The 24,406-nt window shown below is 64.0% G+C and carries 19 protein-coding genes and 1 pseudogene; 16 read left to right on the forward strand and 4 right to left on the reverse strand.

All coding sequences use genetic code 11. The annotated features are described in order from the left end of the window. Positions 1–414: 414 nt before the first annotated feature. Positions 415–1,677 (reverse strand): annotated as a pseudogene (locus tag ACILQR_RS07530) (D-amino acid dehydrogenase); the annotation flags it as partial. 188 nt (positions 1,678–1,865) lie between these two features. Next, complete coding sequence (locus tag ACILQR_RS07535; RefSeq protein WP_395650839.1) at positions 1,866–2,414, reverse strand: hypothetical protein; 549 nt, start codon at positions 2,412–2,414, stop codon at positions 1,866–1,868. A 330-nt stretch (positions 2,415–2,744) separates the two neighbouring features. Between ACILQR_RS07535 and ACILQR_RS07540 the strand changes: the two genes are divergently transcribed. From ACILQR_RS07540 to ACILQR_RS07595, 12 genes are all read left to right on the forward strand, one after another. Then, the gene (locus ACILQR_RS07540; RefSeq protein WP_395650840.1) at positions 2,745–4,190 is read left to right on the forward strand and encodes an NAD-dependent succinate-semialdehyde dehydrogenase; all 1,446 of its coding nucleotides are present in this window, start codon (positions 2,745–2,747) and stop codon (positions 4,188–4,190) included. Between the two features lie 8 nt (positions 4,191–4,198). Further along, positions 4,199–5,272 (forward strand): tartrate dehydrogenase, encoded by a 1,074-nt coding sequence (locus tag ACILQR_RS07545; RefSeq protein WP_395650841.1) that lies wholly within the window; start codon positions 4,199–4,201, stop codon positions 5,270–5,272. A 145-nt stretch (positions 5,273–5,417) separates the two neighbouring features. Continuing rightward, a complete protein-coding gene (locus ACILQR_RS07550) occupies positions 5,418–6,797 on the forward strand; it encodes an aminotransferase class III-fold pyridoxal phosphate-dependent enzyme (RefSeq protein WP_395650842.1) in 1,380 nt (459 codons plus the stop codon). After that, on the forward strand, positions 6,784–7,515 hold the full coding sequence (locus ACILQR_RS07555; RefSeq protein ID WP_395650843.1) for a haloacid dehalogenase type II: 732 nt from the start codon (positions 6,784–6,786) through the stop codon (positions 7,513–7,515). The genes ACILQR_RS07550 and ACILQR_RS07555 overlap by 14 nt, the downstream gene beginning before the upstream one ends. A 20-nt stretch (positions 7,516–7,535) precedes the next feature. Beyond that, on the forward strand, positions 7,536–8,033 hold the full coding sequence (locus ACILQR_RS07560; protein WP_395650855.1) for an Lrp/AsnC family transcriptional regulator: 498 nt from the start codon (positions 7,536–7,538) through the stop codon (positions 8,031–8,033). Between the two features lie 401 nt (positions 8,034–8,434). Next, on the forward strand, positions 8,435–11,020 hold the full coding sequence (locus ACILQR_RS07565; RefSeq protein ID WP_395650844.1) for a TonB-dependent receptor plug domain-containing protein: 2,586 nt from the start codon (positions 8,435–8,437) through the stop codon (positions 11,018–11,020). Between the two features lie 175 nt (positions 11,021–11,195). After that, a complete protein-coding gene (locus ACILQR_RS07570) occupies positions 11,196–13,175 on the forward strand; it encodes an NAD(P)-binding protein (RefSeq protein ID WP_395650845.1) in 1,980 nt (659 codons plus the stop codon). 42 nt (positions 13,176–13,217) lie between these two features. Further along, positions 13,218–14,624, forward strand: a complete 1,407-nt coding sequence (locus ACILQR_RS07575; protein ID WP_395650846.1) for an amino acid permease — start codon at positions 13,218–13,220, stop codon at positions 14,622–14,624. Beyond that, positions 14,621–15,883 carry an NAD(P)/FAD-dependent oxidoreductase gene (locus ACILQR_RS07580; RefSeq protein WP_395650847.1) on the forward strand — a complete coding sequence of 421 codons (1,263 nt, stop codon included), beginning with the start codon at positions 14,621–14,623 and terminating at the stop codon, positions 15,881–15,883. Before ACILQR_RS07575 ends, ACILQR_RS07580 begins: the two co-directional genes overlap by 4 nt. A gap of 97 nt (positions 15,884–15,980) precedes the next feature. After that, positions 15,981–16,358, forward strand: coding sequence for a c-type cytochrome (locus ACILQR_RS07585; RefSeq protein ID WP_395650856.1), 378 nt, complete (start codon positions 15,981–15,983; stop codon positions 16,356–16,358). A 237-nt stretch (positions 16,359–16,595) separates the two neighbouring features. Further along, the gene (locus tag ACILQR_RS07590) at positions 16,596–16,868 is read left to right on the forward strand and encodes a DDE-type integrase/transposase/recombinase (protein WP_395650848.1); all 273 of its coding nucleotides are present in this window, start codon (positions 16,596–16,598) and stop codon (positions 16,866–16,868) included. A gap of 219 nt (positions 16,869–17,087) precedes the next feature. Next, positions 17,088–17,780 carry an IS6 family transposase gene (locus ACILQR_RS07595; protein WP_395650849.1) on the forward strand — a complete coding sequence of 231 codons (693 nt, stop codon included), beginning with the start codon at positions 17,088–17,090 and terminating at the stop codon, positions 17,778–17,780. On the opposite strand, the gene ACILQR_RS07600 is transcribed toward ACILQR_RS07595, so the two are convergent. Continuing rightward, positions 17,753–18,748, reverse strand: a complete 996-nt coding sequence (locus tag ACILQR_RS07600; RefSeq protein ID WP_395650850.1) for a ParB N-terminal domain-containing protein — start codon at positions 18,746–18,748, stop codon at positions 17,753–17,755. The genes ACILQR_RS07595 and ACILQR_RS07600 overlap by 28 nt on opposite strands. Positions 18,749–19,157: 409 nt before the next feature. Here ACILQR_RS07600 and ACILQR_RS07605 point away from each other — a divergent pair, with 409 nt between their 5' ends. From ACILQR_RS07605 to ACILQR_RS07620, 4 genes are read left to right on the forward strand one after another with little or no spacing between them, the layout of a single operon-like run. After that, positions 19,158–19,349: a DUF3489 domain-containing protein gene (locus ACILQR_RS07605; protein WP_395650857.1), complete on the forward strand. Its 192-nt coding sequence runs from the start codon at positions 19,158–19,160 to the stop codon at positions 19,347–19,349. Then, complete coding sequence (locus tag ACILQR_RS07610; protein WP_395650851.1) at positions 19,349–19,765, forward strand: DUF2924 domain-containing protein; 417 nt, start codon at positions 19,349–19,351, stop codon at positions 19,763–19,765. Before ACILQR_RS07605 ends, ACILQR_RS07610 begins: the two co-directional genes overlap by 1 nt. Next, entirely contained in the window at positions 19,762–20,865 is a 1,104-nt protein-coding gene (locus ACILQR_RS07615; RefSeq protein WP_395650852.1) for a recombinase family protein, read from the forward strand. The genes ACILQR_RS07610 and ACILQR_RS07615 overlap by 4 nt, the downstream gene beginning before the upstream one ends. Beyond that, on the forward strand, positions 20,828–21,364 hold the full coding sequence (locus ACILQR_RS07620) for a hypothetical protein (protein WP_395650853.1): 537 nt from the start codon (positions 20,828–20,830) through the stop codon (positions 21,362–21,364). The genes ACILQR_RS07615 and ACILQR_RS07620 overlap by 38 nt, the downstream gene beginning before the upstream one ends. A 773-nt stretch (positions 21,365–22,137) precedes the next feature. On the opposite strand, the gene ACILQR_RS07625 is transcribed toward ACILQR_RS07620, so the two are convergent. Continuing rightward, on the reverse strand, positions 22,138–24,406 hold a 2,269-nt coding region (locus ACILQR_RS07625; protein WP_395650854.1), incomplete at its 5' end, for a hypothetical protein.

The raw sequence follows: 24,406 nt of genomic DNA on the forward strand, positions 1-24,406 counted from the left end.
TCCCCGCCGCCTGCACTCGTCACTGGGCTACATCAGCCCCGCCGAGGCCGAACGCAGAGCGGCTTAACCCCGTCCACTTTTGCGGGGGAAGATCAGTTTGGCCTGACAGAGCCCTCAGCGCCATTTGATCAGCAGACCGACCCTTCGCCGCCTCCGCGCCGATACGGACTCCGCATGGGCGATAGCGTTCGCCTGAATGGCGGCGGGGTAGGGGGCTTTTGACTTCGAGAAGTTTCCCTGACAGCGCCCTCCGTAGTCTTAACGCGGAACTGGGAGACGCGAGGACGGTGGACGCCAGGCTTCAGCTCGGCGACCGGATCTTGTCCGAGGCATCGCGGCTCAACCACCTCAGGGTATTGATACCCGTCCGCATGGAATTACGGGGAGTGCGAACTTGCTTGGAAGACGCCGAAGTCAGCCATAGCGCGCAAGGCCCAGGTCGTGAATGTCGATGGCCGGGCCTCGCCCTGAGATCAGATCGGCCATGATCTGACCCGAGCCACCGGCCATCGTCCAGCCCAGTGTGCCGTGTCCAGTGTTTAGGAACAGATTCGAGACGGGGCTGGCCCCGACGATGGGCGTGCTGTCGGGCGTCATGGGGCGAAGGCCGGTCCAGAAGCTTGCCGCCTCAAGATCGCCCGCGCCGGGAAAGACCGTGCCGACAGAGTGTTCCAGTGTCGCGCGGCGGGCGAGGGGCAGGTCGTGGTTGAAACCCGCCAGTTCGGCCATGCCCCCGACCCGGATGCGGTTGCCCAGACGGGTGATCGCCACCTTGTAGGTTTCGTCCATGATGGTGGAGACCGGGGCGCGATCCTCTTCCTTGATCGGGGCGGTGATCGAGTAGCCCTTCACGGGGTAGATCGGCAGGCGCAGGCCAAGGGGGGCGACCAGTTTCGGTGAATAACTGCCCATGGCCACGACATAGGCATCGGCCGTGATCGGATCGGTCGAGGTGTTGACGGCGGTAACCAGACGCCCGTCGAAGGCCAGGCTATGCACGATGGTGTTGTAGCGAAAATCCGCACCCAGGGCGGTGGCCATGACAGACAGACGGTCGGTGAACAGGTGGCAGTCGCCGGTCTCGTCATTCGGCAGTCGAAGCCCGCCCGCGATCCGGGCACCGGTGAAGGCGAGGCCCGGTTCGGCAGCGATGCAGCCGGCGGGGTCGAGGAGTTCGCACGGCACCCCGGCCGCGTTCAGGACTTTGATGTCCTTGGCTACGCCCGCCATCTGCTTCCCGGAGCGGAAGAGTTGCAGCGTGCCATGGGTACGGTCGTCATAGGTGATGCCCGTTTCCGCCCGTAGCGCGATCAACTGAAAGCGGCTGTATTCGGCCAGCCGCACCATGCGGGCCTTGTTGAGACCGTACCGCGCCGAGGTGCAGTTCCTGAGCATGGCCAGGGTCCAGCGGATCATCGCCACATCGATAGCCGGCCGGATGATGAGGGGCGGATGCTTCATCGCCAGCCACTTGAGCGCCTTGAGCGGGATAGAGGGCGCCGCCCAGGGCGAGGCGTAGCCGGGTGAAATTTCTCCGGCATTGGCGAAGCTGGTTTCCAGCGCCGGGCCGGGGCGGCGATCGACGACGGTCACATCGTGGCCGGCGCGAGCAAGGTAGTAGGCCGTGGTCACCCCGATGACGCCGGCACCCAGAACTACAACCTTCATGTCGGCATCCCTCTGTTCAAGGTGGAAAGCCTAACCGTCCGGGAGGATGTCATGGTGCCGAATGGAGTGATCAGGCCGAATGAATGAAGTGTGGGATCGGGCCGTGGCAAAGGATTGTGCTGTGTGCCGACGCCCGTATGGAAACGCCCCGCTCTTGATCCGAGACGGGGCGTCGAAGCGGGTGCCCGAAATACGGCCTAACCCATCCAGCGGCGATAGAGGATCGTCGTTTCCCGGCCTACTGCCTGGTATTTGTAGGTCAGCGTCTGGCCGTCCTCGGACAGCAGGTAGGATCCGGTGATGCTGACGACACCGTGTCGCGACACCGCGAGATTGAAGTTCCGGGCGTCAACCTTCGTCAGGGTGACAATATTGTAGGGCGTAGAGCCATAGCTCGAATGATATTCCAGCGCGTCGCCCCCATCGACCTGGGCCGACCAGTGGCCGTTGGATACCGAGCCGTTGGCCGCGACGGTCAGGAACATCACCAGCACCTTGCCGTCGGCCGTGTACTGGAACACGCGCAAGGCCTCGCGCGGGGGTGTGGAGGCGTAGGTCGACGCGGCGATGTCGGCTTTCCAGATGCCGAGCAGAGCGGCAGGCACCTGTTCGCGGGCATCGCTGCGGACGGCGGGAGGGGCTGGGGCAGCAGGCGTCGCCGTCTGGGCCAGAGCCATCGCGGGCAGGGAGATCGCTATCGCCGAAACGAGGATCGCCGCGCAACGACGAAGGGGGAACTGAGTCATGTCTGAACTGTCCTTGGTTGAAAGCGGGCGAAGATTGCCCGGTTGCGAAGGTCAGCCTTCCACGGGACGCGCGGCAAAGGGCACCATTCTCGTGCCGATCGGCAGTGGATATGCCGCGTCAGTGCCCGCTGGATGGCGCGCGTATTCGGCGGCGCGAATGGAGGCGGCGTGGAAGAAGCATTTTATCGCGCCGAGGCCTGTCATTTCGCGTGAATCGTCTGCGACGCATCGGCCTTTGCGGTGGCGCAGGGACCTCGGCCGCCCCTAGCCTGATCTCAGCGAGGAGAGACGGTTTTGACAACGGGCGTTTCTGGACTTTCGGATCCCACATTGCTGATTCAGCGCGCGCTGATCGGCGGCAGATGGAGTGAGGCGGAGAGCGGAGAAGCCCTGACGGTCATCAATCCATCGACGGGTGCGATCGTCGGTACGGTACCGTCCTGCGGCGCTGTCGAAACGCGCGAGGCCATCGAGGCGGCCGCCGCGGCGTTTACGGGTTGGCGTCGCAAGACGGCTGGAGACCGTGCCGAAATTCTCGAACGCTGGCACGCCCTGATCCTGGACAATGTCACCGATCTGGGGCGGATCATGACGGCAGAACAGGGTAAGCCCCTGGCCGAGGCCATCGGCGAAGTCCGCTATGCCGCGACCTTCGTGAAGTGGTTCGCCGAAGAAGGCCGCCGCGTCTCAGGCCATGATATCCCGGCCCCCACCGCCGACCGTCGCATCCTGGCGACGCGGGAGCCTGTCGGTGTCAGCGCCGCGATCACGCCGTGGAATTTCCCCGCCGCCATGATCACGAGAAAGGCTGCAGCGGCCCTCGCAGCGGGATGTCCCATGGTGGTCAAACCGTCGGAGTCGACACCCTTCACGGCATTGGCGCTGGCGTTGCTGGCCGAGCGGGCCGGGGTCCCGCCCGGAGTTCTGAGTGTCGTCACCGGGTTGCCGCAAGGGATCGGCGGCGAGCTGACCTCCAACCCGCTGGTCCGCAAGCTGTCGTTCACAGGATCGACCCGGATCGGCGCACTCCTGATGCGTCAGTCGGCCGAGACCATCAAGAGGGTCAGCCTGGAGCTGGGCGGCAATGCACCCTTCATCGTGTTCGATGACGCAGATGTCGATCTGGCCGTCGCCGGGCTGATGCTGAGCAAGTTCAGGAATGCCGGACAGACCTGTGTGTGCGCCAACCGGGTTCTGGTCCAGGATGGCATTCACGACCGCTTCGTCGGCGCGCTCGCCCGCGCCGTCCAGGGCCTGAAGGTCGGAGACGGCTTCGAGCCCGGCGTCACCATCGGCCCCCTGATCAACGCTGCGGCCATCTCCAAGGTCGCGGGCCACGTCGATGACGCCCTGACACGCGGTGCCGTGGTCGCGGCCGCTCCGAACATGGTCGCCGACCCCGAGCGCTTTGCCCGGCCGATGCTTCTTGTCGGAGCCACGACCGATATGCTTCTGGCTGAGGAGGAGACTTTCGGCCCGGTCGCGCCGGTTTTCCGGTTCAGGCATGAGGCCGAGGCGCTGGAGATGGCGAACGCGACGCCCTTCGGTCTGGCCAGCTATTTCTATACCGATGACCTGCACCGGGCCTGGCGCGTGGCCGAACGGCTGGAGTTCGGCATGGTGGCGCTGAACACGGGCTCGGTGGCGATGGAAATGTCGCCGTTCGGCGGCGTCAAACAGTCCGGGCTGGGCCGCGAAGGCGGTCGTGAGGGCATCGACGAATATCTCGAGACCAAGGCCTTCCACTGGGGCGGCCTGAAACTCGATCTGGCTTGAGGAAAGACATGGCAGGCAGGACGTATCGGATCGCGGTTATCGCAGGTGACGGCATCGGCAAGGAGGTCATGCCCGAGGGGGTACGCGTGCTGGAGGCTGCGGCGAACCTCTACGGCTTCGGCGTGGTTCAGGAGTGGCATGACTTCGCCAACTGCGACTACTACGCCGAGCACGGCCAGATGATGCCGGACGACTGGAAGGCGCGAATTGGCGATGTCGATGCGATCTTCTTCGGCGCCGTGGGCTGGCCCGAGACGGTGCCGGACCACATTTCGCTGTGGGGTTCCCTCATCCAGTTCCGACGCGAGTACGACCTGTACGTCAACCTGCGGCCTGCCCGCCTGATGCCCGGCGTGCCGTGCCCGCTGGTCGGGCGCAAGCCCGGCGACATCGACATGATGATCGTGCGCGAGAACACCGAAGGTGAATATTCGGCCATTGGCGGCACGGCCTTTCCAGGCACCGACCGCGAGGTCGTGATCCAGGAGACGGTCATGACCCGCGTGGGCACCGATCGCATTCTGAAATACGCGTTTGACCTGGCGGAAAGTCGCCCCAAGAAGCACCTGACCTCGGCGACCAAGTCCAACGGGATCGCCATTACCATGCCCTGGTGGGACGGGCGGGTTGAGGCGATGGGCGGTCACTATCCCGAGGTGCGGACAGACAAATACCATATCGACATCCTGACGGCGCAGTTCGTGATGAACCCCGACCGGTTCGATACGGTGGTGGCGTCTAACCTGTTCGGCGACATTCTGTCGGACCTGGGCCCCGCCTGTACCGGCACCATCGGAATCGCGCCCTGCGGCAACATAAACCCGGATCGATCGGTTCCGTCGGTGTTCGAGCCGGTGCATGGCTCTGCCCCCGATATTGCCGGCAAGGGGATCGCCAACCCGATCGGCCAGATCTGGTGCGCCGCCATGATGCTGGAGCACCTGGGAGAGATGGATGCCGCGGCCGCCATCGTCCGGGCCATCGAGACCTCGCTAGCAGACCCGGCCACGCGCACCGGTGATCTGGGCGGCACGGCCGATACGCAGGGCTGCGGCCGGGCAGTCATCGCGGCCCTGAACTGAATCCGTCAAAGGCCCGCGGACAGCGCGGCAGATTGTGCTGAGGGAGGGCGGAAAACGGTCCCGCCTGCGGCCGAGAACCGGGAAATCGGACTTCGCACGAGAAGCGTCCCGGATAAGCTGACCCCTATCGCGTCAAGGACTTGTGATGGTTGCGAACTCTCTCATCGAGCTGGACAGGGATCATCTGATCCATTCGGTCACCTCCTGGTCGGACCATGAGCGTCGTGGCGTGACGGTGCTTCAGTCAGGGCAGGGAGTCTATCTGACCGACATCGAGGGGCGGACCCTGTTGGACGCCTTCTCGGGCCTTTGGTGCGTGAACGTCGGCTATGGCCGTCAGAGCATCGTCGATGTCGCGGCCGAGCAGATGGGCCGACTTCCTTATGCCACCGGCTATTTCAGCTTCGGCAGCGAACCGGCGATCCGGCTGGCGGCGCGTCTGGCCGAATTGGCTCCTGGCGATCTGAACCACGTCTTCTTCACCTTGGGCGGGTCGGATGCAATCGACTCCGCGATCCGGTTCATCCGCTATCATTCCAACGTCACCGGTCGGCCGGAGAAGAAGCATCTGATCGCCCTGGACAAGGGCTACCACGGCTCATCGAGCACGGGGGCCGGGGTGACCGGCCTGGCTAACTTTCACCGCGACTTCGACCTGCCGTTCGCCTTCCAGCACCACATCCCGGCACCTTATCCGTACCGCAGCGAGCACCAGGTCGACGACGCCGCGATCATCACCGCGTCGGTCAGGTCCTTGCACGACAAGGTCGCCGAGATCGGCGCCGACAAGGTCGCGGCCTTCTTCTGCGAGCCGATCCAGGGTTCCGCCGGGGTCATCGTGCCGCCGAGGGGCTGGCTGAAGGCTATGCGCGAGGCCTGCACCGAACTGGGTATCCTGATGGTCGCCGACGAGGTCATCACCGGGTTCGGCCGCACCGGGCCCTTGTTCGGCTGCGAGCATGAAGGCGTCGTTCCCGACCTGATGACCATGGCCAAAGGCCTGACCGCCGGATACAGCCCCATGGGCGCGGTGATGATGACCGACGGCTTCTACGAAGCGATGCGCGACGGGACAAAGGCGGGCCTGCCCATCGGTCACGGCCTGACCTATTCGGCCCATCCGGTGTCGGCGGCGGTCGGGCTGGAGGTTCTTCGCCTCTATACAGAGGAAGGGATCGTCGCCAACGGCCAGAAGGTCGGTGCCCTGTTCGAGCGTCGGCTTGCGACCCTGGCGGACCATCCGCTCGTCGGAGATATCCGTTCGCGGGGGATGCTGGCAGGCGTGGAGTTGGTGACCAGCAAGGCGCTCAAGACCAAGCCCGCTCCGTCTCTGGGCCTGAGCGAACACCTGTCCCAGGCAGGCTATCGCAACGGGCTGATATTCCGGGCCTTCGCAGACGGCATCGTGGGGTTCGCGCCGCCGCTGTGTTGCACCGAGGACGAAATCGAACTGATCGTCGGCCGTTTCCGCAAGACGCTCGACGACGTAATGGACATCAAGGAGATCCGCGATGCGGTTGAATGAGTACAAGGCCCTGACGTTTGACTGCTACGGCACCCTGATCGACTGGGAGACCGGCATGGTCGAGGGCCTCAAGGGGCTGACCGACCGGGTGTCCCCGGCGCTGACCCGCAACCAGATCCTCGAGGCACACGCACGGCACGAATCGGCCCAGCAGGCCCAGACCCCGACGCGGCTGTATCGCGACCTGCTTCCGATCGTTTACAAGCGACTGGCTGAGGAATGGGGCGTCTCGGTCACCTGGGACGAGTGCGACGAATACGGCCTGTCCGTCCGCAACTGGCCGGCGTTTCCGGACTCGGCAGGTGCCCTCCAGTACCTCAAGAAATACTACAAGCTGATCATCCTCTCGAACGTCGACAATCGCACCTTCTCGTTCAGCAACGCCAGGCTGGAAGTCGAATTCGACGCGATCTATTCGGCCGAGGACATTGGTGCCTACAAGCCATCCGACCGCAACTTTGACTATATGCTTGATCGTATTGGCGACCTGGGACTGGGGAAGAAGGACCTGCTCCACACGGCCGAGAGCATGTTCCACGACCACGCGCCGGCGAACAAATACGGCATCGACAGCTGCTGGATCTATCGTCGTCATGCCGACGAGGGATTTGGCGCGACGATGAATCCGGGCGATATGCCCAGGTACGACTATCGTTTCACTTCGATGGCCGACCTGGCGAAGGCGCACCAGGCCTGCCTTCGCAACGAAGACATCTAGGGCCGAGAAGGGGAATGATGATGTCGAAGATGCCCAAGCTGGATCGCATCGACATCAATATTCTGGCCGAGCTCCAGAAGAGCGGGCGCATGACCAACAGCCAGTTGGCCGATCGCGTCGGCCTGTCTGCCAGCCCGTGCCTCGCCCGCGTCAAGCGGCTCGAGGACAGTGGCTACATCACCGGATACGGCGCGAACATCAACCTGGCCAAGCTCGGCACCGTCCAGGTGGTGTTCGCCTCGGTCACGCTCAGCGACCACCGGCTCGGCGACTTCACGAAGTTTGAAAAGAGCATCCTCGACATCGAGGAGATCGTCGAATGCCACCTCGTCAGCGGGGGGTTCGACTATATGGTCAAGTTCTTCGTCAAGAGCGTGAGCCACTATCAGGAAGTCATCGAGAAGATCCTGGAACGCAATATCGGCGTGGCCAAATACTTCTCCTACATCGTCATCAAGAGTCCGGTGGTCAAGAGCCACGCCTCGGTGAAGATGCTCTCAGGCGGCCCCTCCGCCTGATCGCGTGGAACGCCGACGCGTCGGCCTGTTCCTCTGCCTCCCTGACCAAAAGACATCTGCCCCTTGCGCATGAATATTGCGCTGCACCATGACGGGTTGAGCCTGCCGCTCGCGTGGCGGCTGCGAGCTATCGCTTGCGCTGCAATCCGTTCGCAATGGTGACGGCCAGCGACACATTTCGTGACGATATGGCAGTAGATCGTTCCGCGTGCAGAGGGGTTGGCAGAAGAAGATATCGAATATCCGGGTAGGCTCGATACTGGGCCAATCCGCACTATGCGCCCAGAAAAAGGGTGTTACGCTTCAGTTATCAGAACTTTATTGCTGATCACGACTACATGGCGAAACAAAAATGCCGGGGTCGAATTGAGGGCTTTCATCAAAACTCTGGGGATACCACAATGGCTGGCGACTACCTGAAGACGCGCCTCATGGCGACCGTACTCCCTTTCGCGCTTCTGATTTCGGGCGCCGCAACTGCTCAAACCGAACCGTCCGCCGAACCCGAAGAGGATGCGGCGGCCCTCGACGAGATCATCGTCACCGGCGCGCGCGGCCGTCCGCGCAGTGTCCAGGACTCGCCTGTTCCTGTCGATGTCTTCTCGGCCGAGGATCTGGGCAATGTGGCCCAGACCGACACCCTGAACACCTTGCAGACGCTGATCCCGTCCTTCTCGGTCAGCCGCTCGAACAACACGACGTCCAACACCTTCATCCGGTCGCCTACACTGCGGGGGCTTCCCGCCAACAACACCCTGTTGCTCGTCAACGGACGCAGGCGTCACAAGTCGGCCAGCGTCGGCGTCAGTGGTGCCGGATCCCAGGCTGCGGACGCTGCGGTCATTCCGTCCATCGCCCTGAGTTCGGCCGAGGTGCTGCGTGACGGGGCTGCGGCCCAGTACGGATCAGACGCCATCGCCGGGGTGATCAATTTCGTTCTCAACAACGCCGACCACGGCGGCTCTCTGGTTGTCCAGGGCGGCCAGTACTACGCCGGTGACGGCGACGACTTCCTGGTGGCCGGCAACATCGGTCTGCCGCTGACGGACAACGGCTTCATCAATCTGTCGGCCCAGCTGACCAAGAGCGCGCGAACGGTGCGCGCCAACCAGTTCACGGCGACCGCGTTCGACGCGGTGGCCTATGCCGCCGCCAATCCGGCCTATGCGGCCGTGGTCGACCTGAGCGAACCACTGGAGCGCACTGGCAAGCCCAAGGAACAGGCCGCGCGTTTCGTCGTCAACTCGGGCCTGGATCTGACCGACACGACCTCGCTGTATGCCTTCGGCAACTACTCCCGGTCGCGGGGCATCGCGGCGGCCAACTATCGCTACCCCGGCGGCGCTCAGCCGGTTCTGGACAATTCGATCCGGCTCCAGAACGGCTCGATCTTCCGCTTCAATTCCCTGTACCCCGCCGGACTTCGCCCGCAGTTCTCGGGAGATGTCACGGACTGGAGCGCGGCTGCCGGTGTTCGCGACAAGCGGGTCTTCGGCAATGGCCTGACTTTCGACAGCGACCTGGGCGTTCGCTACGGCTGGGACAAGATCGCCTATTCCATCATCGACACCCTGAACCCGTCGATGGGACCGACGTCGCCGACGGATTTCACCGCCAGCAACTATGTTTCCAACGAGTTCGCGGTGAACGCGGACTTCGCCCTCGGCGTGCCGATCGCGGCCTTTGCAACGCCGCTCGTCATCAGCTTCGGTAGCGAGTATCGCAAGGAAGGCTTTGAAATCCGGCCCGGCGAACCGAACTCCTATCTGGCGGGCACCTTCTCGGCACCAGACCCGTTCGACTACTGCACAAACGAGACCGCGATCGCCAGCCGCACATTGCGGGCGACTGCGCCCCAGGCGGCGGGCATCAACTGTCGTTCATCGACTGACCCCATCTACAACACCCTTGCCGTCGGCTCGAACGGCATCACCGGCCTGGCACCAAGCAACACGGGCGAATACGAATCCACGAGCTATTCGCTGTACGTCGAGGCCACGACCGACATCACCGAGAAATGGTTCGTCGACTTTGCAGGTCGCTTCGAGGACTACGACAGCTTCGGATCGACCGTGATCGGCAAGGTCGCGACGCGTTACGAACTCTTTGACGGCTTCGCCCTGCGCGGCTCGGCCGGTACCGGGTTCCGGGCGCCCACGACAGGCCAGCTCAACATGACCCAGGTCGCGATCCTGACGGTGAACGGGGTCGCCACCAACACCGGCCTGTATCCGGCGACCAACCCTGTCGCCGTTTTCCTGGGTGCCAAGCCTCTCGATCCGGAGGAGTCGGTCAACTATTCGATCGGGATCACGGCCAGGCCCTTCCCCGGCTTCGACCTGACCATCGACGCCTACCAGATCGACATCACCGACCAGATCTATTCGACGGCGCAGATCTCGGTCACGGCCGCGATCCGTGCCCAGATGATCGCCGCGGGCATCGCCGGCGCCGACAGCATCGCCAGTATCAACTTCTTCCAGAACGCTTTCGACGCCAAGGTCAGCGGTGTCGATGTGGTCGGCTCCTATCGCCGCAGCTGGGACGACGGGTCCACCAGCGGCCTGGTCGGCAGCTTCAACATCAACAAATACGAGATCGGCGAGGTCAAGATCGCCAACCTGTTCAACGCCCAGTCGGTCTTCAACTTCGAGAACAATCAGCCGGAATGGCGGGCCACCGTCACGGGGACGCACGAGGTTGGGAAATGGGGACTGCTGGCACGCGCCAGCGTCTTCGGGCCCTATGCCAGGCAAGCTACCGGCACGCCCTTCGCGATTCAGGAATATGACCCGGAGGTCTTCTATGACGCCGAGGTCACCTACAATCTGACCGACAGCTACAAGATCGCGGTCGGCGGCCGGAACGTGTTCGACCAGTACCCCGACCCGAACCGGATCAATACGACAAATGGCCGGATCTATTCCGACGGTGCGGTCGATTGGCAAGGCGGCTTCTACTATGCCCGACTGACCTATTCATTCTGATCGGGATCCAGACATCCGAGGCGACCGTCGGCCCCTGATCTGGACGGACGCCTCGGACAGGCGGCGAGTGTTGGAGAGACCTTGGCGACACTCGCCGCCGCCCCTCTAGGGGCAAACGGCGCCAAATGCGGCGCGAGACGTGCGTCAGATGCGACAGTGTAGAAAGGACGAGGGCATGAACGGCAACGATCGCGAATTGGGAATGGGCCGCGCGATCACGCGTCGCAATTTCGTCCACGCGGCGGCGGCCGGTGGAGCGGTGGCCGCGGGCGGGATGCCGAACTTCGCGGCAGCGATGCAGGCGTCTCCGGATCCGACCGCGGCTCAGATTGCCTATCCGCCTCTGCGTAACGGCTTTCGCGGTTTCCATCCTGGCTCGTTCGAGCCCGTGCATAACCTGGCCTGGACCGGCGAGGCCCCGCCCGATGCCGAAAGCACCGGCGAGATGTACGATCTGGTTGTGGTCGGAGGCGGGCTCAGCGGCCTGGCCGCAGCCTACTACTACCGCAAACAGGCAGGACCTGCGGCCAGGATATTGATTCTGGACAACCTTCAGGGCGTCGGTGGCCACGCCCAGCGCAACGAGTTCGAGTATGAGGGCCGCGTTCTGTATGCCGGCGGCGGCTCGGGCTATATTGTCTCGCCGTCCGACTGGTCGCTCGAAGCGAAGATGATCCTGCGCGATCTGGGGATTTCCAAGGACGCCTCGCGCGACCGGACCGACCGCGCCCTGTATGGCTCGCTCGGCATGAGCGGCGGCGTGCTGTTCACCAGGGAACAGTTCGGTCAGGATGCCGTCATCAAGGGATCGATCGACAATCCCTCGGCCGAGTTTCTGGCCCGCACACCGATGTCGCCGCGTCTTCGCGCCGACATGGACAAGCTGGTCCACGACAAGACCGATTATCTTGCGGGAAAGTCAGCCGAAGAGAAGATCGCTCTGCTGCAGGGCATGAGCTATCGCGACTATCTACTTAACATCGTTGGCGTTACCGAAGAGGCCCTGGTGTTCGTCAAGGGTGTCTGGTGCCTCGGCGTCGACATGGGCAGCGCCTGGTTCGCCTTCTTCCGCATGAGGCCGGGGTTCGAGGGCCTGGGCCTGACACGACCCGACAAGTCCCCGGAAAGCGACGAGGCGAGCGCGGACGATTTCAACCTGCCGGGAGGTAACTCCGACGTGGCACGGCTGCTGGTCCGGGCCCTGATCCCCGACGCCATGCCGGCAGGCGACCTGTTCGAGGTGGCGGACAAGCGGCTCGACTATTCGGTCCTGGATCGCGAGGTCAATCCGACCCGCATTCGCCAGAGCAGCATCGTCTTCAACGTCCGCCATTTGGGCCCCGCGCCCCATCTGTTCGAGCCAGAAGGTCGCGAAGTTCTGGTCAGCTATCTGAAGGACGGGCGGTCCGTCAGTGTGAAGGCGGCCAACGTCGTGATGGCCTGCATGAACAACGTCATTCCTCATATCTGTCCCGAGGTGCCCGATCTTCAGCGCACGGCCCTGACCACGGCCTTGCGGGCGCCGAACCAGGTGACCAACGTCCTGTTCCGCAACTGGGAGGCCTTCCAGCAGGCGGGCCTAAGCGGCGTGACCTCGCCGTGGACCTTCTATGGTGGCATCCGCCTGGGCGGGCAGCGATATTTCGGGAACGTCGTCCCGTCCCGGGTCCCGTCGGAGCCGATCATCGTCGGCTTCAGCTCGGGGGCCAACTCGGGCATCCTCTCCAATCCGAACATGGTCCGCGGTCTGTGCGGAGACGATACGCCGGAACCCGGCACGCCTGCGGACGATCAGTTCCGGGCGGTTCGTCAGGGCCTGTTGACCGCCCCGTTCGAGATCTTCGAGCGCAATCTGCGCGATCTCAGCGCGAGGGCGCTGGCCGGAACCGATTTCGATCCCGCGCGCGACATCCTGGGCATCACCGTCAATCGCTGGTCTCACGGCTTCGCGACCGGGCGGAACTCGCTCTTCGAGGAGGCGCTGGAACCGGGAGCCTTCCCGCCGACGGTCGTGGCGCGCCAGAAGTTCGGCCGTATCGCCATCGCCAATAGCGACGCAGGCGGTGTCTCGACGATGCAGACGGCTTTCGAACAGGCCTATCGCGCCATCAATGATCTGCAACCGCGCGCCTATGGCTTCTACGAACAGATCTGATCCGTGCCCGACCGACGCATCCGCCCTCAACGAGGAATCGAAATGAAGACCTGGATGCGCAAGAAGGCTATCGGCCTGGACACCATCGCCGATCATCACCGCCTGAAACCGACGCTCAGCTGGTGGCATCTGGTGGCACTGGGTGTCGGTGCCATCGTCGGGACCGGCATCTATACCCTGGTCGGAGTCGGGGCGAACATGGCAGGGCCGGCTGTGATCGTATCGTTCCTGATCGCCGGAGCCATCTGCGCCTGTGCGGCCCTGGCCTATGCCGAGGTGGCGACCATGATCCCGGCGTCCGGCAGCGCCTACACCTACAGCTATGTGGTGCTGGGTGAGTTGATCGCCTGGGTCGTCGGCTGGTGCCTGATTCTGGAGTATTCGCTTGTCGTCTCCGCTGTGGCGGTCGGCTGGTCGGGGTATGCCGTGGGCTTTCTGCAGTCGGTTGGGGTCGATCTGCCGATCGCGATCACAGCCGGGCCGCACGCGGGCGGCCTGGTCAACCTGCCGGCCGTGGCGATCGTCGGCGTGGTCGCCGGCCTGCTGGCGCTCGGCAGCAAGGAAAGCGCCACCGTGAACGCGGTTCTGGTGGTCATCAAGATTGCGGCCCTGGTCGTGTTCGTGGCGGTGGCCCTGCCGCATTTCGATGCCGCCAACTTCAAGCCCTTCATGCCGAACGGGTTCGCCGCACACGCCGTGAACGGGGTCCAGATCGGCGTGATGGCCGCTGCGGCCATCATCTTCTTTGCCTTCTATGGATTCGATGCCGTGTCGACGGCGGCCGAGGAGACGAAGAACCCGGGTCGGGACATGCCGATCGGTATCGTCGGCTCCATGATCGTCTGCACCCTGATCTATGTGCTGGTCGCCGCCGTGGCGGTGGGGGCCATGCCGGTGGCCGAGTTCGCGAAAAGCCCGGAACCGCTGGCTTTGATCCTGCGACAGCTCAGCTCCAACACCGCTGCGGCCGTGGTCGGGGCGGCGGCTGTCATCGCCCTTCCGACCGTGATCCTGGCCTTTCTGTTCGGCCAGAGCCGGATCTTCTTCGTCATGGCGCGGGATGGCCTGTTCCCGGCGGCGCTTGCCAAGGTCAGCCCGCGCACCGGCACGCCCGTCCGCATTACGGTCCTGACCGCCGTCGTCGTGGCGATCCTCGCAGGTCTCGTGCCGCTCGACGAGATTGCCGCCCTCGCCAATGCAGGGACCCTGGTCGCCTTCGTCGCGGTCGGAGCCTGCATGCTGGTGTTGAGGAAGCAGAACCCGGACGCGAAGCGAGTGTTCCGTACGCCCGCCGCCTGGGTCGTCGGTCCACTCGGCATTCTGGGGTGTCTGTACCTGTTCTTCAGCCTGCCGACCGTGACCCACGTCTTTTTCGTCATCTGGACCGTCCTGGGGCTGGCGCTCTATTTCTTGTGGGGTGCCCGCCGTCTGGACCGCGAGGCGGCATGACGGGACGCAGGATGGATCGGCGCTCACTCCTCCTGGCCGGTCTGACGGGCGCGGCGACGGCCGCCGCGCCCACGGTATCGGCAGGTGACGAGACGGCGACCGGGACCTTTACGCCGTCGGCTCCCGCAATCGGTCGCAACCTGCCCGACGTCGTCGTCGTAGGGGCAGGGGCGTTCGGCGGCTGGACCGCTCTGGAACTTCGCGAACGCGGGGCCCGGGTGACGATGGTCGACGTCTATGGACCCGGAAATCCGCGAGCGTCCTCGGGCGACGAGAGCCGGCTGATCCGCGCCTCCTATGGCGACAGGGAAATCTACACCCGCTGGGCCACCGAGGCCTTCGACCTGTGGCAGGCGCGTCAGGAGGAGTTCGGTCGCCGGATGATCTATCCGAACGGCAGTCTGCGGGTCATGAAGCCCTCCGAACTGGCGGCCCAGCGTCCGATCTTCGACCGCCTCAAACTGGCCTACGAACTGCTGACACCCGAAGAGGTCCACCGACGCTGGCCCCAGATCCGCTACGATGACGCCGAGACCATCGTCTACGAACCCGGCGGGGGCGTCCTGAAGGCCCGCGAGAGCATGATCGCGGTCGCCGAGGCTATTGTGCGCAAGGGCGGCCATATCCGCGTGGGCCATGCCCTGCCGGGCTTCGGTTCGGGTGGAATGCTGAACAACGTCCTGATCGATGGCGAGCCCCTGAATGCCGGGGCCTTCGTCTTCGCCACAGGGCCGTGGTTGCCACAAACTCTGCCGACCATTCTCGGCGACAGAATTCGCACGCCGCGCCGGGAAGTCTTCTACATCGGCTCGCCGCGGAACGATCGTCGCTACCGATGGGAGCACCTTCCCAATCTATCGGACCTGTCCACCTATACCGCGTCCGACATCGACTACGGGATCAAAGTCGCCGCGCGGCTGGCCGACACGCCTATCGATCCGGATGACACCGAGCGGTTACCGTCGCCTTTCCTGGCGCAGCAGGTGCTCGACTACGTCGCCTTGAGGATGCCCGGCCTGGTCGGACAACCCATCGTCGCGACCCGCGTCTGCCAGACCGAGAACAGCGACAACGGTCATTATATAATCGACAGCCACCCCGATTATTCCAACGTCTGGATCGCCGGCGGAGGCTCAGGTCATGCCTTCAAGATGGGACCAGTGCTGGGCCGCTACGTCGCCGACCGTGTCGCCGGCGAGCCCCCGTCCGCAGAACTTTCGGCGATCTTCTCGCTGTCCAGTCATGGGGCTGCAACGTGACCACGGCCACCAAATTCTTCTATCGCTATCCCCTGTACCGGAGTTCTCGATGCACCTGACAACCCGATCCATTGCGGGCACGCTCGTCGCCCTTGGCATGCTCGTGGTCGCCATCCAGCTTCCAGGCGCAACACCCGTCGAGGCCCGGCAGGTCACGGCTCCTGCCGCGGATCGTGGCGCCACGCTGTTCCGCCAGAGATGCGGGGCTTGTCATAGTGTCACCCCGGGCATCAACTCGCCCCAGGGCCCTCATCTGGGCGGTGTCGTCGGAAGGCGTTCGGCGAGCGTGGCCGGCTATGCCTACTCGCGAGGGATGCAGAACGCCAACCGGACCTGGAACACGACCACGCTAGACGCCTTCCTTGCCGCGCCCACGCGGGCGGTGCCGGGCACCCGGATGATGACCTCAGTCGCCAACCCGGCCGATCGCGCGGCGATCGTGGCCTATCTCGCGACCAGGCGACAGCCGCGCTAGGCGATTCGGACAGGACTCCAATCAACAGCGGAGAAAGCTCGGTGTCCAAGTCAGCGGGAAAATGGTCGGCCGAGGAGGTGAATGAACTTCGCCGGCTTGCCTGCGAGGGGCTGAGGCCTTCGGTGATTGCTGAGCAATTGGGGCGCCCAAACGCCACCGCTTTCCAGCTGATGTGATCCGTCAGGCGGTATGGCTGTACTTCCGGTTCAGCCCAGTTTTCGGGACGTCGAGGAATTGATGGCGGCCCGCGGTGTGGACGTGAGCTATGAGACCATCCGCTGCTGGACCATCAAGCTCGGACCTTTGATCGCCAAACGGCTGAGGAAGAAGCGATGGCCGCCTACGCCACGTTGGCACCTGGACGAGGTGGTCTGCAACACCGGCGGCAAGCGGATGTTTCTGTGGTGCGCCGTCGATGACGAAGGTGAGGTGCTCGAGGTACTGGTCCAGCGGCGGCGGGACACAGAGGATGCGTTGAAGCTGCTCAGGCGGCTCCTTCACAACCAGTAGGTGGAACCGCAAACGATCACGACGGACGGTTTGGCCTCATACGGCGCGGCTCTGGATCAGTTGGATCTGAGGCATCTGCATCGGCCCGGCCGGCTTCGGGAAAACAATCGGATCGAGAACTCTCACCTCCCGATTCGACGACGAGAGCGACGGTGCTGTCAGTCCGGTGCTAACTCGTCTCCACTGAATAGCCGAAAGGCGATTTGGAAACAGTGGGTTATGGCGAGATTATCGTTCAAGGGTCATCGGCGCAAGCCCGACGTCATTCGACAGGCCGTTTGGCTCTACTACCGCTTTTCTCTGAGCTTACGTGAAGTCGAAGAAATCCTCGCGGAGAGGGGCGTAGACGTGTCGTACGAAGCCATCCGATGCTGGTGTTCCAATTTCGGTCGGCAGATTGCCAGGAACCTGAAGCGCAAGCGTCCGGCACCGTCGCCTCGGTGGCACCTCGACGAAATGGTCAGCCGCATCGGCGGCAAGCACCTGTATCTCTGGCGCGCCGTGGACGACGAGGGTGAGGTGCTTGGGACGACCGTCGCGCCCCGACGGGATGGGAAGACAGCGACGTCGTTTCTGCAGAAGTTGCTTCGGGAACAGCCGGTTAAGCCCGAGGCCATAGTCACTGACGGGCTGAAGTCCTATGTCACGGCCGTCCAGGCGTTGGGGCTGGGGGCGAGGCATCGGCCGGGGATCCTGCGCGAGAACAACCGGATCGAAAACTCCCACCTGCACATCCGAAAGCGTGAACGGCACATGCAGCAGTTCAAGTCACAGGCCTCGGCGCAGCAGTTGCTCACTGTCCACGCTGCGGTGTTCAACACGTTTTACGCCCAGCGGCACCTGACCAGTCGAAAGACGCTCAAGGTGCTCCGAAAGGCAGCCCATCAGGCTTGGCGAGAGGCCGTCGCATGAGCCGGGGAGGGCGCCTTACCCACCGACCCGCCGCCAATAACTTGACAGCCCCCCACGATCAGCTCATGGGCCGAGCGGTAAAGCGATCCCATGCCGCCGACAACCTTGTCCCACACGCAGATGTTGACCAGCTGGTCGTAGGCCGGCCGGCTCGCGGCCAGAAGGCCGTGGAGGTGACGCCAGTCCATGAACAGGTTGTGCAGGCTGCCGTCCGCGCTCCAGTCGGCCATCAGCCGACAGGCCTGGCCGAGGAAGGCGTTGAAGTCCGGTTCGGACATCTCGCCGGTGGCCATGGCGAACTCGCGATGGGCGCGGCGACGGCCTTTCATGCTGACATGGCCGTTGATGGGGACGTTGTAAGGCGGGTCCGTGAAGATCATCGCCGCCCGCTCGTCGCCCATGAGGCGGGCGAAGGTCTCGCCCTCCAGCGAGGAGCCGCAGATCAGGCGGTGTTCGCCCAGGATCCAGACGTCGCCCGGCCGGACCACGGCCGGTCCAGGATCGATGGCCGCATCGTCGTCGTCCTCGTCCGAAGCGCCCTCAAGCCCTTCGATCTTCAGGTCGATCTCGGCCATGGTGAAGCCGGTCACCTCGATGCTGAAGTCCAGATCCTGCAGGGCCAGATCCTGGAACAGCTCGCCCAGAAGTGCATCGTCCCAGCCGCCGGTCTCGACCAGCCGGTTCTCGGCCACCGCGAAGGCTCTGGCCTGGGCCGGGGTGAGGTGACCCAGCCGGATGATGGGCAGCTCGCTGTATCCCAGCGACTGGCACGCCAGCAGCCTGCCGTGCCCCGCGAGGAGCTTGAGCTCGTCATCCACCAGAAGCGGGACGTTGAACCGGAACGCCCGGATGCTTTCGGCAATTTGCCGGATCTGGGCCGGGCTGTGCCGGCGCGCGTTGCGCGGATCCGGCTTCAATCGGGAGATCGGAACAATCTCGACCTTAAGACACGTCGGTGCAGCGACCATCGGCCCCTCCTTGCACTGTTCACGTCCGCCGAGGCGGACAACTGAACAGTCACAACGTTGGCGTCGTTGGACTGCAATGCTCAGGGAGTTTTGACCGTAGACGTCGGGTGCTCCATGAACGCATCATGAACATCATGTTTGGGATCGGACGTCAACGCTGGACTTCATGTTCGAACGAAGCATTGGTCCTGACGTCGCCCGCGCTCGCGGGCTCGTCCCGGTAGCAGCGCGATGACCGCGCCGCATTTTGCCGAGGGCCACCATCACCCGATCCAGCACCGCTTCCAATGCCAAAGCCACCCCACGCCGAACCCGCAAGCCCGCAGCTAAGGCTGCGCCGTTGGCGTCGCTCCCTGATCTGGAAGAGAGTGCACAGTGATCCATCAAAGGCCCCGGCGGCAAGCTGGGGATCGTCGTGGCTCTGATGCGCCGGCCTGAGGGCGCTACGGTCGCCCAGATGGGGGAGGCCACAGGCTGGCAGGCCCATTCGGTGCGCGGCGCTCTGGCGGGATCGCTAAAGCGCAAGCACGGCCTGACCATCACCGGCGAGGCCGGAGAGGGAGGCCGGGTCTACCGCATCGCTGCGGAGCCTGCGGCCTGATGGACCGCGAGACGATCAACGCGGAGGTCCGGGCGCTGGCGCGCCTAGACCTCGAGGGCCTGCGCGTGGAATGGCGCAGGCGCTACGGCCCGGCCGCCCCGAAGCTGCGGTCGCCGGAGCTGCTCGCCCTGATGCTGGCATGGCGCATCCAGTCCGACGCCTTCGGCGGGCTGGATGACGCCACCCGCCGAAAACTTCGCAGCGATGCCGCCATCACCGTAGACCGGTTTGAGACGCCGGTCGGGACCGTACTCACCCGCGAGTGGAAAGGCGTGTCCGAGACGGTCCGCCGGACTCCGGCGGGTTACGAGTGGCGCGGGCGAACGCTGAAGAGCCTGAGCGCAGCCGCCCGGGCCATCTGCGGCACGCCCCGCAGCGGGCCTCTGTTCTTCGGGCTGAAGGAGGCCAGTGCTTGAGCAAGCCTCGGCTTCGGTGCGCCATCTACACCCGCAAAAGCTCCGAGGAGGGGCTCGAGCAGGACTTCAACTCCCTGCATGCCCAGCGCGAGGCCTGCGAGGCCTATGTGAAAAGCCAGGTGGGGGAGGGATGGTCAGTACTCCCCGATGCCTATGACGATGGCGGCGTGTCCGGCGGCACCATGGAGCGCGAGGGGCTGAAGCGGCTGCTGGCCGATATCGCGGCAGGCCGGATCGATGTCGTGGTGGTCTACAAGGTCGACCGGCTAACTCGCGCGCTCGGCGACTTCGCCCGGATCGTGGAGATCTTCGACCGTCACGGAGTCTCCTTCGTCTCGGTGACCCAGGCGTTCAACACCACCACCTCGATGGGACGGCTCACCCTCAATGTGCTTTTGTCCTTCGCCCAGTTCGAACGGGAGGTCACCGGCGAGCGTATCCGCGACAAGATCGCGGCGTCGAAGGCCAAGGGGCTGTGGATGGGCGGTGCTTGCCCGCTGGGCTACGATCCCGATGGCCGCAGGCTGAAGCTGAACGAAGTCGAGGCCGAACTCGTCCGGCACATCTTCCGTCGGTTCCTGGCCTTGAAATCCGTGCCGGCAGTGAGGCGGGAGCTGGCTATGGACGGCCGGGTCTCCAAACGCGCGGTGGCGAAAAGCGGAGCCGTGCGCGGCGGTCTGCCGTTCGACAACGGGGCCGTCTACCATCTGCTCTCCAACCCGACCTACCTCGGTCTGATGCCGCACAAGGACAGGGCTTATCCGGCCGAGCACCCGCCGATCATCGATCAGCAGACCTTCGACGAGGTCCGCGCGCAGCTCGCCATTCGCGCCAGAAGGCAAATACGATCCAGCCACAAGGAACGTGCAGCGGCTCCGGCACCCTTGCTAGCCCTGAAGGGGCTGGTGTTCGATTGCGAAGGCGTCGCGATGACCCCAGCGCACGCTTATGGGAAGTCGGGGGCTGCGCATCGCTACTATGTCCAGCAGCGTCAATCGCGGCCGGGCCGAGCGCCGGCCCGACGGGATCTACCGTCTGCCGGCCCTGCCCGTGGAGCGCTGGGTGATCGAGACCCTGCACCGGCTGGCACCGGAGCATGATCCGCTCGCGGTCCTGTCGAGGATCGAGGTGCATGAGCATACGGTGCAACTGGCGCTGAATGTCGCTGTGTTGTCACCGGAAGCGAGAGGGCTGCCGGTCGTGATGGATCGTCTGCGACGCGTCCTAGTCGAGGGCGAACAGCTTCAGGTCGAGGGCGAGTGTCTGTGGGTGCACATCCCGAGGCGGCTGAAGTTCCGGGGCGGGAAAGCGTGGCTGAGCGGCGAGGCACCGAAGCGCAGCCGGATGAGCCAGGCCCTGATCAAGGCGCTGAAGCGCAGTCACCACCTCGTGGCCGGCGGCTCCGATGCGGAGGGCGTACTTCAGCACGCGCCGTCGTCGCCTCACGAGCGCGACCTTATCCGCCTCGCTTTCCTTGCTCCCGATCTGCAAGCGGCCATCCTCGACGGGCGTCAGGACGCAGGGCTCTGTCTCGAGGATCTGCGCGGCGCAGATTTTCCCCTCTGCTGGGACGACCAGAGACGCTCCCTCAGGGTCTGAACTCTGTCCCTGATCAGCCGGGCATTTTCCCTGATCAGCGCTGCATAAATTCCCTGCTTTGCCGGGACCATCTGTCGTAGCTGCCTGCGGCAAACCCCGACCCACGGGGAGTACGGGCCAGGACGGCCTGGAGTCACGCCCTCAAAATCTGACGCGAATCCCTGTTCCAATCCCTGATCGTAGGGAAACCCCACCGGATCATTGACCCTCAGAGATGAGCCGGCCGTTGAAGGCAGGTGAGAGCGCGAATTTGCGCCAGCGCGGAGCCTGATTGCAGGACATCGCACGCGGGAAAGCCCGCACGGCGCGGGCCGGACGGGGCGATTTCAACTTATTGATAAATATGAAGAAAAACGATGGCGGACAGAGAGGGAGTTCAAATATCGTTTATTTTGAATAAGATAGCCCGACTAACGAGTTCATGGGGCACCTTGATTTTGTTCAGGTTTTAGCTATCTGACTAACGGCTGCGACCAGCGGAAACGGCTCAGTCCGGTCGCCAACGTTGAGGACGGAATCCACCAGTACGACCGAGTTTGGCCCACCCAGATAATCCACCTTGGGTCGGCGTTACGAACCACAAAATAAGTGCGTCGGTACTCTGTTGCCGACAGAGCATCCCTACTCATGAGCCGCGAACTGGTCGAAAGTCGCTCAAGACGAGCCGTTTCAACGTCAGTCGGAGGACCGGATTTAGGGACGTTTGATGGGCTGGGCGACAATTCCCTCAGGCGCACCCGCGCCCCAAGGTTCTTCGCTAGTTCAGGTAAGGATCACGTCTCTTCCCAGACCCGGTTCAGGATCTGCGCCGCCAGGGCTGCCTTGTCCTGAGGTAGGAAGCGCCCGTAGTGCTCGGCGACGGTGTCCGGCGTGTCTTGGATGGCATAACTCGCCTGTTCATAGCTACCGGTCTGCTTGAGGATGTGGGTGGCCAACACGTCACGCACATTGTGCGGGCCATGCGGCAACAGCCCCGCGACGGCACCGCGTTCGGTCCATGGATTGTAGATGCCGTAGCGTTGGATGGTTAGCCGCCAGACTTCATAGAACGTGGTCTGATTGTAGGCCGCGTCCGTGCTGGTCCTCTTCACGGTTTTCACGAATAGCGTCCGAGGGTCCCGGGCGTCTCCGAGCAGGAGAGGGCGGTGCCGCTCAAGCCAGGCGTCGATCTGCTCGTAGAGACCGCCGAGGTCGGGCAGGATTAGTCGGTAAGGCTTCTTGCCGAAGAAGGTCGAGTGGGAGTTTTTGAAGGCGACGGCGGGGATTAGAACTTCCCAGCCGTGGTCTCGGTCACTCCAGCGAAGCTCGCCGCGCTTGAGGTCCTCCAGGGAGCGCTCGGTTTGTGGACGAGAGCCCCGAGGACAGACCAGGAGTTGCCGAAGGTTCTTTTGTCTCAGGCCCAGATGCAGCCCTAGCCGGATAAGCAGCCATGACCGCACCGCCTCCGCGGTCGCTTTGGGGAACCATCGCTCATCGGGCATGAGACGCAAAATCTCATCGGCGATTTTGCGATATTCGCCGACCGGGCTTTCCGCTTCGAGAATTGGCAGAATGGGCTCGAAGGGATCGCGGTGAACCTTTTTGACTCGCAGAACCTCCTTGGATCGCGCGAGGGCGAAAGCGTATAGGCGTTCACAAGTCCCGTCCCAATCCGAGCGGGCGGTCTCGATGTCTTGCGCCGTCACCAAGCCCGGCACCGGCGCCAGTCCTTCAGCCAGGTCCGCGCACTGTCGTAGCCAGCCCGTGTCCTTCCTGGTCAAAGCGACGCCGACGTTGAGCATCTCCACCTCCCAGCTAGTGAAGAAGCCACGCCGGTCAGAGCGCCACTGCAGATACCAGTCCCAAACTCGTGGAAAGACCAGCAGGCCCAGGGTGAGAAGTTCTAGCGGAACGCCGGCACCCCGAATAGCGCCGCTCGGTTCAGCCGCGAGCGCGCCGAACATCAGGCTCAGATGCTCGATCTTTTGAGAGGCGGTTTCGGCGCCCCAGACTCCGCTGCGCTGGTAGCCGAGGGAGGTGAGCGTCGCTGTCTTGAACGCGATGAGCCTCGCCATTTCATCGCGCAACCGCTCCGGCGCCAGGCGCCGCCGGCTCGTGGACAATCGATCCTGGGCGCTCGCGCGTCTGGTGGGAGACAGCAGGTCGCGCTCGGCCTGCGCCAAACCAGGGAAATGCAATGCGAATGGCGTTTTAGACGCACTGGCCTGGTAGCGGCGGTAGTCGGTGGAGCCGGTGATGACGACGGTACGAACCCAGTCTAGGATTTCCTCGCGTTCCGCCAAGGGTCTGGCTGCGAAGTCGTGCGGTAGATGCCAGGCGAGTCTGCGGTGCTCCGAAGGACTGATACCCTGGACTCGGTGGCCGTGCGCGGCCCTGGTGCGATCAGGAAGGCGATCGGCGAAGTACCCGTCCGGCAGGCCGTATCGGCCTTCGATGCGTCTCAACACCTCAAGGCTTCCGACCGACTGTGGGGTCTTGTCGCCTCGTCGCCAGCTTCTGATGGTGGCGGGGTCGAACACCTCCTCCTCGGCGAGCAGGGCCGAGAGAAGGCCTGGCGCGGAATCTCCGAAGCGTCGCATGTGGATATCCAGTGCGGCGTCGAACGACGGCGGCTCCGGGCTTCCTGCCGCCGGAGCTCGAGGATGCGGTTCGATTTCCAGCCCCTTGGCGACAGGCCCTGGCGGACGGCCACGCCGAGAACGTCGAGGGGCCGAGGGGCTCACTTTCGTCGAATCCGCGCCGATTGCCTCCAGAGCGGGGCGCTGGAGCGGGCGAAGCGCTGCGAGGGTCCTGTCGATGGCGTCCAACGCCGGCCGGATAACGCGAGCGCCTGCCTTGAGCTGATCGACCGCGATGCCTGTAGCCTCGCCGATCCTTGACCAGTCGGGATTTTCACCGCGCCGTGGCGTCGGGGCCCTGTCATCAATCAGCTCGGCGACATAGACTTGAAGCCTCGTGAGTTCCTGGGGAGACAGAACGGTCGAGACCTTCTGCCGACAATAGTCTTGGATGCGGCGATTGAGGCCGCGGATGGATTGAGTT

Origin of the sequence: Brevundimonas sp., assembly GCF_044239655.1 — a bacterium.
Taxonomy (GTDB): Bacteria; Pseudomonadota; Alphaproteobacteria; order Caulobacterales; family Caulobacteraceae; genus Brevundimonas.

Coding starts and splice junctions, on each gene's coding strand:
- ACILQR_RS07575 (WP_395650846.1), top strand. CDS start 13,218: ATGAAGACCTGGATGCGCAAGAAGGCTATCGGCCTGGACACCATCGCC.
- ACILQR_RS07595 (WP_395650849.1), top strand. CDS start 17,088: ATGGCGAGATTATCGTTCAAGGGTCATCGGCGCAAGCCCGACGTCATT.
- ACILQR_RS07600 (WP_395650850.1), bottom strand. CDS start 18,748: ATGGTCGCTGCACCGACGTGTCTTAAGGTCGAGATTGTTCCGATCTCC.
- ACILQR_RS07565 (WP_395650844.1), top strand. CDS start 8,435: ATGGCTGGCGACTACCTGAAGACGCGCCTCATGGCGACCGTACTCCCT.
- ACILQR_RS07570 (WP_395650845.1), top strand. CDS start 11,196: ATGAACGGCAACGATCGCGAATTGGGAATGGGCCGCGCGATCACGCGT.
- ACILQR_RS07585 (WP_395650856.1), top strand. CDS start 15,981: ATGCTCGTGGTCGCCATCCAGCTTCCAGGCGCAACACCCGTCGAGGCC.
- ACILQR_RS07560 (WP_395650855.1), top strand. CDS start 7,536: ATGTCGAAGATGCCCAAGCTGGATCGCATCGACATCAATATTCTGGCC.
- ACILQR_RS07580 (WP_395650847.1), top strand. CDS start 14,621: ATGACGGGACGCAGGATGGATCGGCGCTCACTCCTCCTGGCCGGTCTG.
- ACILQR_RS07555 (WP_395650843.1), top strand. CDS start 6,784: ATGCGGTTGAATGAGTACAAGGCCCTGACGTTTGACTGCTACGGCACC.
- ACILQR_RS07550 (WP_395650842.1), top strand. CDS start 5,418: ATGGTTGCGAACTCTCTCATCGAGCTGGACAGGGATCATCTGATCCAT.
- ACILQR_RS07545 (WP_395650841.1), top strand. CDS start 4,199: ATGGCAGGCAGGACGTATCGGATCGCGGTTATCGCAGGTGACGGCATC.
- ACILQR_RS07590 (WP_395650848.1), top strand. CDS start 16,596: ATGGCGGCCCGCGGTGTGGACGTGAGCTATGAGACCATCCGCTGCTGG.
- ACILQR_RS07535 (WP_395650839.1), bottom strand. CDS start 2,414: ATGACTCAGTTCCCCCTTCGTCGTTGCGCGGCGATCCTCGTTTCGGCG.
- ACILQR_RS07610 (WP_395650851.1), top strand. CDS start 19,349: ATGGACCGCGAGACGATCAACGCGGAGGTCCGGGCGCTGGCGCGCCTA.